The sequence below is a fragment of the Streptomyces sp. L500 genome (genome assembly GCF_054551825.1).
The window spans coordinates 66,933-79,716 of the sequence record NZ_JBTOLC010000019.1 but is presented as its reverse complement, the minus strand read 5'-3'; the positions used below and the strand labels follow the sequence as shown (position 1 = coordinate 79,716).

Sequence of the window (12,784 nt, the reverse complement as noted above, 5' to 3'; positions counted from 1 at the left end):
GCACCGGCACAATGAGGCCCATGGTCTCCACGGACTCCGCCGCCCCGCGCACCCCGGCCGCCTGCGTCGCCGTCGCCCACCGCGGCGATCCGTACGTCCACCGCGAGAACACCCTGCCCTCGATCCGCTCCGCGCTGGGGGCGGGCGCGGCCGCAGTGGAGATCGACGTCCGGCTGACCGCCGACGGGGTGCCGGTCCTGCTGCACGACGCGACGCTGGGCCGGCTGTGGGGCCACGAGCGGGCGCTGGGCGCGCTGTCGGCGGCCGAGCTGCGCGGGCTGACCGGGGGCGGGGTGCCGACGCTCGCCGAGGCGCTCGACGCGACGGCGCGGGACCACGGGGCGCGGCTGTTCGTCGACCTGCCGGACCCGTCCGCCGCGGGCGCGGCCGTCGCCGAGGTCCGCTCCGCCGGCGCCCGGGACCGGGTCTACTACTGCGGCTCCCCCGCCGCCATGCTCGCCGTGCGGCGGGCGGACGCGGACGCCGAGATCGCGATGACGTGGACCACGCTCGCCCCGCCGCGCCCCGCGCTGCTCGCCGAGGTGCGCCCGCACTGGCTCAACTACCGCTTCGGGCTGGTGAGCGAGGAGCTCGTCGCCCGCGACCACGCCGCGGGCTTCCTGGTGTCGGCCTGGACCGCCGACACCCGGTGGGCCATGCGCCGGCTGCTGCGCGCGGGCGTGGACTCGATCACCACCAACCGCGTGCGCGCCCTGCGCTCGCTGCTCCCGCCGCCGGCCTGAAGGCTCGGAAACCCGGCGGCTCAGAGCCCGACGATCTCGTTCCACTCCTTGGTGAAGGCGGGGCGCTCCTTGGGCGTCATGTCGCGGGCGGTCGAGAGCCGCCCGCGCATGTCCTCGGTGGGGAAGACCAGCGGGTTCTCGGCGAGCTCGGCGAGCTCCTTCTCCTTGGAGGAGGCGAGGACCTCGCGTGCGGCGGGCACCGGGCAGACGTAGTTGACGGCGACGGCCAGCCGGGCCGCGACCTCGGGCTGGTAGTAGTAGTCGATGAGCCGTTCCGCGTTGCGCTTGTGGTCGGCGAGGTTGGGGATCATCAGGCTCTCCGCCCACAGCTCGGCGCCCTCCTGGGGGACGACGAACTCGATGTCGGGGTTGTCGGCCTTGAGCTGGATGATGTCGCCGGAGTATGCCTGGCAGGCCAGGACGTCCCCGGAGGAGAGGTCCTTGATGTAGTCGTTGCCGGTGAAGCGGCGGATGTGGCGCTTGCGGACCAGGGTGCGCAGCTGGTCGGTCATCCGGTGGAAGTCGTCGGCGGTCCAGCGGGTGACGTCGGCACCGTTGCCCAGCATCAGCAGCGCGAACGCCTCGTCCATGCCGGCGAGCAGGGTGACCTTGCCGCGCAGGTCGTCGGCCCACAGGTCGGAGGTGTGGCGGATCTCGCGGCCGAGCTTCTTGCGGTTGTAGGCGATACCGGTGATCCCGGACTGCCAGGGGACGGTGTGCAGCCGGCCGGGGTCGAAGGAGGGCTTGCGCAGCAGCGGGTCGAGCTCGCGGGCGACGTGGGGCTGGGCCGCGCGGTCCATCGTCTGGACCCAGCCCAGGCGGACGTAGCGGGAGGCCATCCAGTCGCTGACGACGATGATGTCCCGTCCGGTCCGCTGATGGTTCATCAGGGCCGGGCTGATCTTGCCGAAGAACTCGTCGTTGTCGTTGATCTCCTCGGTGTACTTCACCGAGATGCCGGTGCTCTTCTCGAAGTCGTCGAGGGTGGGCCGCCGCTCCGGGTGCTTCTCGTCGGTGTCGATGTAGAGCGGCCAGTTGGCGAAGGAGAGCCGGTGGTCGCGCTCGGAGCGGTCCGGGGCGGACCGGTCGCGGGGGGCGACGTAGGCGGCGGGGACCCCGCATCCGGCGAGCGCTGCGGCCCCGGCGCCGGCGCCCAGCGCGCGCAGCAGGGTACGGCGGGACAGGGGCTTCACGGGCGTCTCGCATTCAAGGGGACGTGCGGGGCGGGTGGGGGGCCGGTCGGCCGGGCGTCGATGATACGCGCACACGCGTACGGAACGTACGCGTGTGCGCGACCCCGCCCCGCGGGCCGGGCTCAGCCCAGCGACGTCATGACGTGCTTGATGCGGGTGTAGTCCTCGAAGCCGTAGGAGGAGAGGTCCTTGCCGTAGCCGGACTTCTTGAAGCCGCCGTGGGGCATCTCGGCGACCAGCGGGATGTGGGTGTTGATCCACACGCAGCCGAAGTCGAGGGCCTTGGACATCCGCATGGCGCGGCCGTGGTCCTTGGTCCACACCGAGGAGGCCAGGGCGTACTCGACGCCGTTGGCGTAGGAGACGGCCTGCTCCTCGTCCGTGAAGGACTGGACGGTGATCACGGGGCCGAAGACCTCGTGCTGGATGATCTCGTCGTCCTGCTTGAGGCCGGAGACGACGGTCGGGGCGTAGAAGTAGCCCTTCTCGCCGACCCGGTGGCCGCCGGCCTCGACCTTGGCGTGGGCGGGGAGCCGCTCGATGAAGCCGGTCACCTGCTTGAGCTGGTTGGCGTTGTTGAGCGGGCCGTAGAGGACGTCCTCGTCGTCGGGCTGGCCGGTCTTGGTGTCGGCGGCGGCCTTGGCGAGGGCGGTGACGAACTCGTCGTGGACGGACTCGTGGACGAGGACGCGGGTGGCGGCCGTACAGTCCTGGCCGGCGTTGAAGTAGCCGGCGACGGCGATCTCCTCGACGGCCTTGGCGATGTCGGCGTCCTCGAAGACCACGACGGGGGCCTTGCCGCCGAGCTCCAGGTGGACGCGCTTGAGGTCCTTGGAGGCGGACTCGGCGACCTGCATGCCCGCGCGGACGGAGCCGGTGATGGAGGCCATGGCGGGCACCTTGTGCTCGACCATCAGCCGGCCGGTCTCGCGGTCGCCGCAGATGACGTTGAAGACGCCCTTGGGGTGGCCCAGCTCCTCCAGGACCCCGCCGATGATCTCGGCCATCAGGACGGTGGAGGCGGGGGTGGTGTCGGAGGGCTTGAGGACGACGGTGTTGCCCGCGGCGAGCGCCGGGGCGAACTTCCACACGGCCATCATCATCGGGTAGTTCCACGGCGCGACCTGGGCGCAGACGCCGACGGGCTCGCGGCGGATGATGGAGGTCATCCCCTCCATGTACTCACCGGCGGAGCGGCCCTCCAGCATCCGGGCGGCGCCCGCGAAGAACCGGATCTGGTCGACCATCGGGGGGAGCTCTTCGCTGCGGGTGAGGCCCAGCGGCTTGCCCGTGTTCTCCGACTCGGCGGCGATCAGGTCCTCGGCGCGCGCCTCGAAGGCGTCGGCGATCTTGAGCAGGACCTTCTGGCGCTCACCGGGCACCAGGTCGCGCCAGGCGGGGAAGGCCGCCTCGGCGGCGGCCATGGCGGCGTCGACGTCGGCCGCGCCGGACAGCGGGGCGGTGGCGTAGGCCTCTCCCGTGGCCGGATTGACGACCTCGGTGGTCCGCCCGTCGGCGGCGTCACGGAACTCGCCGGCGATGTAGTTGCGCAGGCGGCGCGGCTCGGTGGTCACGATGTGCCACCCCTTCTGTCGGATGTCCAGTCGCTGAGACGCCCAGCCTAGTCACTGAGGTGACGCTTTCGGCAGACCCATCACGCATGAACGACGGAATCAGTGTTTCCGGCGACCTGCGCCAACGGATACCGTCGTCCAGGGGTTGCCTCGCCACCGAGTCCTCATGCACAGTGGGGATGTGGCCACTCGTAACCCCGATTCCAAGAGCGCGGCCGGCGCACAGCCGGTCGACGCCGTCTCCCTGGCGATCATCGAGCAGCTCCAGGAGGACGGACGCCGCCCCTACGCCGCGATCGGCAAGGCGGTGGGGCTGTCCGAGGCGGCGGTCCGCCAGCGCGTGCAGAAGCTGCTCGACCAGGGCGTGATGCAGATCGTCGCCGTCACCGACCCGCTCACCGTGGGGCTCCGGCGCCAGGCCATGATCGGCATCAATGTCGAGGGGGACCTCGACCCGGTCGCGGACGCCCTGACCGCGATGGACGAAGTGGAGTACGTGGTCGTCACCGCGGGCTCCTTCGACCTCCTCATCGAGATCGTCTGCGAGGACGACGACCATCTCCTCGAAACGATCAACAAGCGGGTGCGGACCCTGCCCGGGGTCCGCTCCACGGAGAGCTTCGTCTATCTCAAGCTCCGCAAACAGACCTACACATGGGGAACCCGATAGCCGTGAGCAAGGACCTCAGCAGGACGGCGTACGACCACCTGTGGATGCACTTCACCCGCATGTCGTCGTACGAGAACGCCCCCGTGCCCACCATCGTGCGCGGCGAGGGCACCTACATCTACGACGACAAGGGCAAGCGCTACCTCGACGGTCTCGCCGGACTGTTCGTGGTCCAGGCCGGCCACGGCCGGGCCGAGCTCGCCGAGGCGGCGAGCAAGCAGGCGCAGGAGCTGGCCTTCTTCCCGGTGTGGAGCTACGCCCACCCAAAGGCGATCGAGCTGGCCGAGCGGCTCGCCCACCTCGCCCCCGGTGACCTCAACAAGGTCTTCTTCACCACCGGCGGCGGCGAGGCCGTGGAGACCGCCTGGAAGCTGGCGAAGCAGTACCACAAGCTCACCGGCAACCACGGCAAGTACAAGGTCATATCCCGGAACGTCGCCTACCACGGCACCCCGCAGGGCGCCCTGTCCATCACCGGGCTGCCCGCCCTGAAGGCGCCCTTCGAGCCGCTGGTGCCCGGCGCCCACAAGGTCCCCAACACCAACATCTACCGGGCGCCCGTCCACGGCGACGACCCGGAGGCCTTCGGCCGCTGGGCCGCCGACCAGATCGAGCAGCAGATCCTCTTCGAGGGCCCGGAAACCGTCGCCGCCGTCTTCCTGGAGCCCGTACAGAACGCGGGCGGCTGCTTCCCGCCCCCGCCCGGCTACTTCCGGCGGGTCCGCGAGATCTGCGACGAGTACGACGTGCTGCTCGTCTCCGACGAGGTCATCTGCGCCTTCGGCCGGCTGGGCACGATGTTCGGCTGCGAGAAGTTCGGCTACGTGCCGGACATCATCACCTGCGCCAAGGGCATGACGTCGGGCTACTCCCCCATCGGCGCGGCGATCGTCTCCGACCGGATCGCGGAGCCGTTCTTCAAGGGGTCCGACACCTTCCTCCACGGCTACACCTTCGGCGGCCACCCGGTCTCCGCGGCCGTGGCGCTCGCCAACCTCGACATCTTCGAACGCGAGGGCCTCAACCAGCACGTGCTGGACCACGAGAGCGCCTTCCACGCGACCCTGTCCAAGCTCCGGGACCTGCCGATCGTCGGCGACGTGCGCGGCAACGGCTTCTTCTACGGCATCGAGCTGGTGAAGGACAAGGCCACCAAGGAGACCTTCAGCGGCGAGGAGTGCGAGCGCCTGCTGTACGGCTTCGTGTCGAAGAAGCTCTTCGAGAACGGCCTGTACTGCCGGGCCGACGACCGCGGCGACCCGGTCGTCCAGCTGGCGCCGCCGCTGATCTCCGACCAGTCGACGTTCGACGAGATCGAGCAGATCCTGCGGGGCGTCCTCACGGAGGCATGGACGAAGATCTGACACCAACGCGCGGGGAGGCGGCCGGCCTCCCCGCGCGTTAACCGTGATGCCACCGCGCAAACCTCGTCGCATGAGCCCGATGGGAGGAAAGTGAGGCACTAAAGCGCCGAGCCTGGACGGAGGCTAGGATCCCGGTTCCGTACGGTGCCAGTGACCCAATGGCCTCCGGTTCGTTCACCCGGACAGGGGAACGGACCCTCTCAGCGACCCGAGGTGCTCGATATGGTGGCCCCGCCGGACAACGACGTGCTCTGGGCACGTGGCCTGCACTACTCCTACAGCGGTTCCCCCGCCCTCGCCGGGGTGTCCATCGGGGTCCGGGAGGGCGAGATCCTCGCCGTGACCGGGCCACGCGGCTCCGGCAAGACCACGCTCCTCAAATGCCTGTCGGGCCAGCTCCTGGCCGACCCCGGCGAGGTGTGGTTCAACAGCGCCCCCGTGCACACCCTCTCCCGCTCCGCCCGCGAGCGGCTGCGCCGCGACCGCTTCGGCTGGATCGACAGCGAACCCCACCTGGTCCCGGAGCTGACGGGCTGGGAGAACGCCGCCCTGCCGCTGCTGGTGCGCGGCACCGGCCACCGCACCGCCAAGCAGACCGCCACGGAGTGGCTCGAACGCCTCGACGTGGGCGACTGCGCCCGCAAACGCCCCGGGGCGCTCACCCAGGCCCAGCGCCAGCGGATCGCCATCGCCCGCGCCCTGGCCGCCGAACCCACCGTGGTCTTCGCCGACGAGCCGACCGCCCCGCTGCACGCCGCGGACCGCGCCCAGGTGCTGCGCACCCTCACCACGGCCGCCCGCTCCCACCAGATCACCGTCGTCCTGGCCACCCTCGACGACGAGAGCGCGGCCCTCGCCGACCGCACCGTCGTCCTCGCCGACGGCCGCCGGGGCGGCGCCCTCCCGGCACCCGAGGCGACCGAAGGGGAGGGCAGGGCCGCGTGCTCAGTCTCCGCCTAGCGCGCGGCGCCCACCCGCTCGTCCTCCTGCGACGGCTGCTCGTCGCCGTCGCCTCCTCCGGCGCCGGCTTCCTGCTGCTGTGCTCCCTGGGCTACGCGGTGGCCCACCCCGGCGCCACGGAACAGTCGCTGGTGCGGCTGCTGTGGTGCGCGGTGCCCGTGGCCGCCGTCACCCAGTTCGCCGTCACCGTGGCCCGCAGCGACCCGGCGACCCGCCCGCGCGACGGGCTCGACGCCATCGGTTTCGGCCCCGTCCGCCTCTCCCTGCTCGCCGCCACGTCGACGGCCCTGTCCTGCGGGCTCGGCAGCGCCGCCGCCCTGCTGGTCTACCTCGAACTCCGCGGCGACCTCGGCGGCACCCCGCTGAGCGGCACGGCCTCGGGACTGCTCGACGGGGACGCGGCCCTGCCCTGGGCCGCGACGCTCACGCTGCTCGGGCTGCTGCCCGCGCTGGCGGCGGGCGCGTGCGCCATCGCGCTGCGCCCGCGCAAGGAGCGCGCCGGAGGCGCGCCCAGGACCGTTTCGACGGCGGCGCTGCCCGACACCGCCAAGGAGGACCGCCGGGGCTACGCGGGCCTCCCCTGGGGCGTGGCGGTCATCGCCTGCGGCCTCGCTCTGGAGGCGTACGTGGGCCACGCCCCCGCCCCCGCCCCGGACAGCCTGCTGACACTGCCGGGCCAGGACGGCGGCACCTCCCCCGGGCTGATGGGCGGCTGGCTGCTCGCCTCCCTGGGCCTGGTGCTGGCCGGCCCCGGCCTCACCCACTGGAGCGGCACCCTGCTGTCGGCCGGGCGGCCCGGCCCGACGCGGCTGCTCGCCGGCCGCATACTGCAGGACACGGCGAACCGGCTCGGGCGGCCCCTCGGGGTGCTCTGCGCGGTGGCGGCGGGCGCGCTCGCGGCCGTCGAGCTGTACGGCGCGGCCTGGGAACGGTCGGGCCCCCGCCCGTTCGGGCCGCTCACGGGGCTGGGCGCGGCCGTGGTGATGGCCTGTGTGACGGCCACCGCCATCACCGCCGCCATCGACACCCGGCACTGCCGCGCCGAGACCACCACCGCGCTGCTGCGGCTGGGCATCCCCGCCTCCCTGCTGCGCGGTGCGGCGGCCGTCCGCACGGGCGTCCTGCTGATCGTGCTCGCCCCGCTGACCTGGGTCATCGCCGAACTCGCCGCCCTGCCGCTCACCCGGTCTTGACCAGTTCTTGACCGAAGGCAACTCCGACGCCGAAATCCACGTCTGCTCAGAAGTACGTCTGCTTCCTGAGCACGACGGCTTATCAGGCGAACGGAGCTACTGGTGATCATCGGCCTTGTCACGGCTGTCGCGGCCTCTGCGTGTTACGGCACAGGATCGGTCCTACAGGCCGTGGGGTCCCGGAAATCGGCCCAGCGGGAGGCCGCGACGGCGTCCTCCACGGCCACCACCCAGCATGGCGGGCCCAGCCTGTCCTCCACCGCGAAGGCCGCCGTCACCTGGGAGTTCATGGTCGGCACGGTCCTGGACTTCATAGGCTTCGCCCTCGGCGCCCTCGCCGCCCGGATGCTGCCGCTGTTCCTCTCCCAGACCGTCATCAGCGCCAACCTGATCGTCACCGCGCTGCTGAGCATCAAGCTCCTCGGCATCAAGCTCAACCGCAGGGAGTGGATGTCGATCGGAGTCGTCTGCTCCGCCCTGGTGCTGCTGGCGACCGCCGCCGGCCACGAGGGCAACGGCGACGCCGCGCGCTCCACCCACTGGTGGCTGCTGATCATCTCGGTCGTCCTGATGGGCGGCGGCTGGACCGCCGTCCACTTCCTCGGCTCCCGGGCCGCGATCCTCGCCGGCCTGCTCTCCGGCCTCGGCTTCGGCGCGATCGGCGTGGGCGTCCGCATCCTCGACGGCATCGACCCCTTCGACCTGCCCACCCTCCTCGCCGACCCGGCCCTCTACGCCATCCTCATCTCCGGCTCCGTCGGCATGTACCTCCACACCGTCGCCCTCCAGATCGGCTCCGTGAACGGCGCCACGGCCGCCCTCGTCGTCGGCGAGACGGTCCTCCCCGGCATCATCGGCGTCCTCTGGCTGGGCGACGCGTCCCGCGAGGGCTTCGCGTGGATGGCCGTCCTCGGCTTCCTCCTGGCCGTGGCGGGCGCGGTGGCGGTGGCCTGGTTCGGCGAACCGGACAGCCACGGGGCGACGGCGCCGCAGACGGCGGAGAAGGAACCGACAGCTGTATAGCCAACGCCGGACGGGCTGATTTCAGCCCGTCCGGCGTTTGAGGACCGGGGTCCGGGGCGGAGCCCCGGTGACGGGAAGGGGCGGGTCAGGGGAGAACAACGACCTCGTCCGCCACGAAGGCGGCACCCACACGGTCGCCCACCCCCGGCGCCCCACCGAGCGGGCACGCCGCCTCGAGCTCGGGACCGTCGGCAGGCCGGAGCCGCACCACGACGTGGTCCCCCCGGAACGTCCGGGAAACCACCTCGCACGCCAGCCCGTCCGAAACGGGCACCAGCCGAACACCCCCCGGCCGCACCAGCACCGCGCACTCCCCCGGCTCCGTCCCCGACGGCACGGGCAGCACACCCCACACCGTCTCCGCCCGCTCTCCCGTCACCGTCGCCGGCACGACGTTGTCGAAGCCCAGGAACCGGGCCACGAACTCCGACGCCGGCCGCCGCCAGACCTCCATCGGCGTGCCCACCTGCGCGATCCGCCCGTCGCGCATCACCACCACCCGGTCGGCGAGCGCGAACGCCTCGCCCTGGTCGTGGGTGACGGCCAGGACGGTCGTCCCCAGCCGCCCGAACAGCCCGCGGAGCTCCTCCACGAGCCGCTCGCGCAGGCCCCGGTCGAGCTGCCCCAGCGGCTCGTCGAGCATCAGCAGCCGAGGCTCGGGGGCCAGCGCCCGCGCCAGCGCGACGCGCTGCTGCTCACCGCCCGACAGCGCCCCCACGGCCCGCTTCTGCGCGCCCGGCAGCCCCACCAGGTCGAGCAGCTCGGTCACCCGGCGCTCGGTCTCGGCCCGCCCGGTCCCCCGGACGCGCAGCCCGAAGGAGACGTTCCCGGCGACGTCCCGCTGGGGGAAGAGCTGGTGGTCCTGGAACATCAGGCCCACCCCGCGCCGGTGCGGGGGCACCCCGCCCTGGTCGCGCCCGCCGAGCAGCACCCGCCCGGCGTGGGCCGGCTGGAGGCCGGCCACCACGCGCAGCAGCGTCGACTTGCCGCTGCCGCTCGGGCCGAGCACGCACACGGTCTCGTGGTCGGCGACGTCGAGGTCGACCGCGTCCAGCACCGCGCGCCCGCCGAAGCGGACGGTCACGCCTTCGAGGCGAAGCATCAGAACTCTCCCGTACGGTCGGTGCGCACACGCTCCAGCACCAGCAGCGCCGCCGCGCACACCAGCATCAGGATCGTGCTGAGGGCCATCGCCTGGCCGTAGTTGAGTTCGCCGGGGCGGCCCAGCAGCCGGGCCACGGCCACCGGCAGGGTGGGGTTGTCGGGGCGGGCGATGAAGACGGTCGCGCCGAACTCGCCCAGCGACACCGCGAACGCGAAGCCCGCCGCGATGCCCAGGGCCCGGCCCACCAGCGGCAGGTCCACTTCCCGCCAGGCCCGCAGCGGGGAGGCGCCGAGCACCGCGGCCGCCTCCCGCAGCCGGGTGTCCACCGCGCGCAGCACGGGCAGCACGGTGCGGACGACGAAGGGCACGCCCACCAGCGCCTGGGCCAGCGGCACCAGGATCCACGAGGTGCGCAGGTCCAGCGGCGGCTCGTCCAGGGCGATCAGGAAGCCGAAGCCGACGGTCACGGCGGAGGTGCCCAGCGGCAGCATCAGCAGGGCGTCGAAGCCGCGGACGAGCCGGCCCTCGCGCCGGGTGAGGGCCGCCGCCGCGAGGCCGCCGACGACGACCGCGATGGCGGTGGCGGCGAGCGCGTACGTGAGCGAGTTGCCGATGGTGTCGAGCGCGGCGACGGTGAACGTGCCGCCGCCCGCGCCCGCCGAGGCGAGGGCGCGGTAGGAGGCGAGGCCGTAGCCGTCGGGGCCCTCGAAGGAGCGCAGGACGAGGACGGCGAGCGGCAGCACCACCAGCAGCGCGACGACGGCGAGGACGGACGCCAGCAGCGCCCACTGGCCGGCGCCGCGCGGGCGGCGGGCGGTGCGGGAGGCGTCCACGAGCCGCAGCGTCGCCTCACGGCGCCGTACGGTCCGGGCGTGGACGGCCAGCAGCGCGGCCACGACGACGAACTGGAGCAGGGTGAGGACGGCGGCCGTGGGCAGGTCGAGGAGCTGCGCCGTCCGCTGGTAGATCTCCACCTCCAGCGTGGCGTAGCGGGGTCCGCCGAGGATCTGGACGACGCCGAAGGAGGTGAAGGTGAAGAGGAAGACCATGAGGGCGGCGGCGGCCACGGCGGGGCCGAGCGCGGGCAGGGTCACCCGGCGCCAGGCGGCGAGGCGGCCGGCGCCGAGGACGCGGGCCGCCTCCTCCTGGCGGGGGTCGAGCTGGGCCCACAGCCCGCCGACGGTGCGGACGACCACGGCGTAGTTGAAGAAGACGTGGGCGAGGAGGATCGCCCAGATCGTGGTGTCCAGGCGGACGCCCCACAGCTCGTCCAGCAGCCCGCCCCGGCCCACGAGTGCCAGGAACGCCGAGCCGGCGACGACGGTCGGCAGCACGAACGGGACCGTGACGACGGCTCTGAGCAGCCGTTTGCCGGGGAAGTCGAGGCGTGCGAAGACGTAGGCGCCGGGGAGGGCGAGCAGGAGGGTCAGGGCGGTGGAGGCGGCCGCCTGCCAGAGCGTGAACCACAGGACGTCGCGGATGCCGGGGTCGGTGAGCACCTCGCCCACGCGGGCGAGCTGCCACCGGCCGCCGTCCGTGAGGCCGCGGGTGACGATCGAGGCGACGGGGTAGGCGAAGAAGACGCCGAAGAAGGCGAGCGGCACGGCCATCAGGCCGAGCCGCGTCGCCGCCCGGCGGGCGCCCGGCGCCCTCCCGGCGGCCTGCCTTCCGGCGGGCGCGCCGGTCACGTCGGGCGCGCCGGCCGTCCCGGCTTCGGTTACTTCAGGACGAGCGAGGACCATTCCTTGACCCACTGGTCGCGGTTCTTGGCGATCTTCTCCGGGGCGAGCGTCTGCGGGTCGGTGACCTGCGCGCCGTACCGGGTGAAGACCTCGGGCAGCTTGGCGTCCTGGCTGACCGGCTTGACGTACATCTGGAGGGGCATGTCCTCCTGGAACGTCCTGCTCAGCATGAAGTCGACGAGGGCCTTGCCGCCCTCGGTGTTCTTCGCGCCCTTGAGGAGGCCGGCGAACTCGGTCTGCCGGAAGCAGGTGCCGGTCGCGACGCCGGTCGGGCCCTCCTTCGGCAGCGGCTTGGCGCCGACGACCTCGGCGGGCGGGCTGGAGGCGTAGGAGACGACGAGGGGCTTGTCGCCCTTGGCCTTCTTCCCGCCGGCGGAGCCGGAGAAGCGCTCGTTGTAGGCCTGCTCCCAGCCGTCGACGACCTCGACGCCGTTGGCCTTGAGCTTGCTCCAGTAGTCCTTCCAGCCGTCGTCGCCGTACTTGGCGGCGGTGGCGAGCTGGAAGGCGAGGCCGGGCGAGGAGGTGGCGGCGTTCTCGGTGACGAGGAGGCCCTTGTACTCCGGCTTGATCAGGTCGTCGAACGTCTTCGGCGGGTCCAGTTTGTGGTCGGCGAAGTACGCGCGGTCGTAGTTGACGCAGATCTCGCCGGTGTCGACGGGCGTGACGCGGTGCTGGGCGGCGTCGGCCTGGAACTCCTTGGGGACCCGGTCCAGGCCCTTGGCTTCGTAGGGGGTGAAGATGCCGTTGTCGAGGGCCCGGGAGAGCAGGGTGTTGTCGACGCCGAAGAAGACGTCGCCCTGCGGGTGGCTCTTGGAGAGGATCGCCTGGTTGACGGCCTGACCGGCGTCGCCGCCCTTGACGACCTTGACCTTGTAGCCGGTCTGCCGGGTGAACTCCTGGAGCACGGAGTCCGAGGCGACGAACGAGTCGTGGGAGACGAGGGTGACGGTCTTGCCGCCCGACGCCTCACCGCCCTTGTCGCCGGAGCCGCCGCAGGCGGCGAGCGCCGGAAGGCCGAGGGTGGCGACGGCCGTCGCCACGACGGCACGCCGAAGGCTGGTGTTCATGGTGGTGCTGACTCCCTACGCCGGTACTAACCGGATCAGGTCCGAGGGTCTGCGGGCCGTGCCGCACTCTCAGCGCCCTGGGCGCTCCCCTGTCGGATTGTTCATTTGTACGAAAGGCACCGTATCAGTGCCGACCGGTCTCCCCGGCCG

The 12,784-nt window shown here is 72.4% G+C and carries 11 protein-coding genes and 1 riboswitch; of the genes, 6 read left to right on the top strand and 5 right to left on the bottom strand.

What is annotated here, in order from left to right; translation table 11 throughout:
* Positions 1-20: 20 nt before the first annotated feature.
* A complete protein-coding gene (locus ACX9I7_RS19180) occupies positions 21-743 on the top strand; it encodes a glycerophosphodiester phosphodiesterase (RefSeq protein ID WP_459387994.1) in 723 nt (240 codons plus the stop codon).
* A 20-nt stretch (positions 744-763) separates the two neighbouring features.
* Here ACX9I7_RS19180 and ACX9I7_RS19175 read toward each other — a convergent pair whose 3' ends face one another.
* Positions 764-1,927 (bottom strand): polyamine ABC transporter substrate-binding protein, encoded by a 1,164-nt coding sequence (locus ACX9I7_RS19175; protein ID WP_386726259.1) that lies wholly within the window; start codon positions 1,925-1,927, stop codon positions 764-766.
* Positions 1,928-2,058: 131 nt separating this feature from the next.
* The gene (locus ACX9I7_RS19170; protein ID WP_126916322.1) at positions 2,059-3,510 is read right to left on the bottom strand and encodes a gamma-aminobutyraldehyde dehydrogenase; all 1,452 of its coding nucleotides are present in this window, start codon (positions 3,508-3,510) and stop codon (positions 2,059-2,061) included.
* Positions 3,511-3,676: 166 nt separating this feature from the next.
* On the opposite strand from ACX9I7_RS19170, the gene ACX9I7_RS19165 reads away from it, so the two are divergent.
* The 5 genes from ACX9I7_RS19165 to ACX9I7_RS19145 all read left to right on the top strand — a co-directional run bounded on the left by ACX9I7_RS19165 (position 3,677) and on the right by ACX9I7_RS19145 (position 8,720).
* Positions 3,677-4,180, top strand: a complete 504-nt coding sequence (locus tag ACX9I7_RS19165; RefSeq protein ID WP_126916321.1) for an Lrp/AsnC family transcriptional regulator — start codon at positions 3,677-3,679, stop codon at positions 4,178-4,180.
* Positions 4,165-5,544: an aspartate aminotransferase family protein gene (locus tag ACX9I7_RS19160; protein ID WP_459387993.1), complete on the top strand. Its 1,380-nt coding sequence runs from the start codon at positions 4,165-4,167 to the stop codon at positions 5,542-5,544. Before ACX9I7_RS19165 ends, ACX9I7_RS19160 begins: the two co-directional genes overlap by 16 nt.
* 222 nt (positions 5,545-5,766) lie before the next feature.
* Positions 5,767-6,504: an ABC transporter ATP-binding protein gene (locus ACX9I7_RS19155; RefSeq protein ID WP_387565609.1), complete on the top strand. Its 738-nt coding sequence runs from the start codon at positions 5,767-5,769 to the stop codon at positions 6,502-6,504.
* Positions 6,486-7,697 (top strand): hypothetical protein, encoded by a 1,212-nt coding sequence (locus ACX9I7_RS19150; protein ID WP_459387992.1) that lies wholly within the window; start codon positions 6,486-6,488, stop codon positions 7,695-7,697. The genes ACX9I7_RS19155 and ACX9I7_RS19150 overlap by 19 nt, the downstream gene beginning before the upstream one ends.
* A gap of 102 nt (positions 7,698-7,799) precedes the next feature.
* On the top strand, positions 7,800-8,720 hold the full coding sequence (locus ACX9I7_RS19145) for a hypothetical protein (protein ID WP_459387991.1): 921 nt from the start codon (positions 7,800-7,802) through the stop codon (positions 8,718-8,720).
* Between the two features lie 85 nt (positions 8,721-8,805).
* On the opposite strand, the gene ACX9I7_RS19140 is transcribed toward ACX9I7_RS19145, so the two are convergent.
* The 3 genes from ACX9I7_RS19140 to ACX9I7_RS19130 form a co-directional block, all read right to left on the bottom strand.
* Positions 8,806-9,822 (bottom strand): ABC transporter ATP-binding protein, encoded by a 1,017-nt coding sequence (locus tag ACX9I7_RS19140; protein WP_387565618.1) that lies wholly within the window; start codon positions 9,820-9,822, stop codon positions 8,806-8,808.
* Positions 9,822-11,435: an ABC transporter permease gene (locus ACX9I7_RS19135; protein ID WP_387567259.1), complete on the bottom strand. Its 1,614-nt coding sequence runs from the start codon at positions 11,433-11,435 to the stop codon at positions 9,822-9,824. Before ACX9I7_RS19135 ends, ACX9I7_RS19140 begins: the two co-directional genes overlap by 1 nt.
* 107 nt (positions 11,436-11,542) lie before the next feature.
* The gene (locus ACX9I7_RS19130; protein WP_387565621.1) at positions 11,543-12,634 is read right to left on the bottom strand and encodes a thiamine ABC transporter substrate-binding protein; all 1,092 of its coding nucleotides are present in this window, start codon (positions 12,632-12,634) and stop codon (positions 11,543-11,545) included.
* Positions 12,630-12,735, bottom strand: a riboswitch (TPP riboswitch). Its footprint overlaps the gene before it by 5 nt.
* Positions 12,736-12,784 lie beyond the last annotated feature (49 nt).

Bases quoted from the DNA above. Each gene is read 5' to 3' on its own strand.
- ACX9I7_RS19160 (WP_459387993.1), top strand. From the start codon at position 4,165: ATGGGGAACCCGATAGCCGTGAGCAAGGACCTCAGCAGGACGGCGTAC.
- ACX9I7_RS19140 (WP_387565618.1), bottom strand. From the start codon at position 9,822: ATGCTTCGCCTCGAAGGCGTGACCGTCCGCTTCGGCGGGCGCGCGGTG.
- ACX9I7_RS19135 (WP_387567259.1), bottom strand. From the start codon at position 11,435: ATGGCCGTGCCGCTCGCCTTCTTCGGCGTCTTCTTCGCCTACCCCGTC.
- ACX9I7_RS19165 (WP_126916321.1), top strand. From the start codon at position 3,677: ATGCACAGTGGGGATGTGGCCACTCGTAACCCCGATTCCAAGAGCGCG.
- ACX9I7_RS19130 (WP_387565621.1), bottom strand. From the start codon at position 12,634: ATGAACACCAGCCTTCGGCGTGCCGTCGTGGCGACGGCCGTCGCCACC.
- ACX9I7_RS19155 (WP_387565609.1), top strand. From the start codon at position 5,767: ATGGTGGCCCCGCCGGACAACGACGTGCTCTGGGCACGTGGCCTGCAC.
- ACX9I7_RS19180 (WP_459387994.1), top strand. From the start codon at position 21: ATGGTCTCCACGGACTCCGCCGCCCCGCGCACCCCGGCCGCCTGCGTC.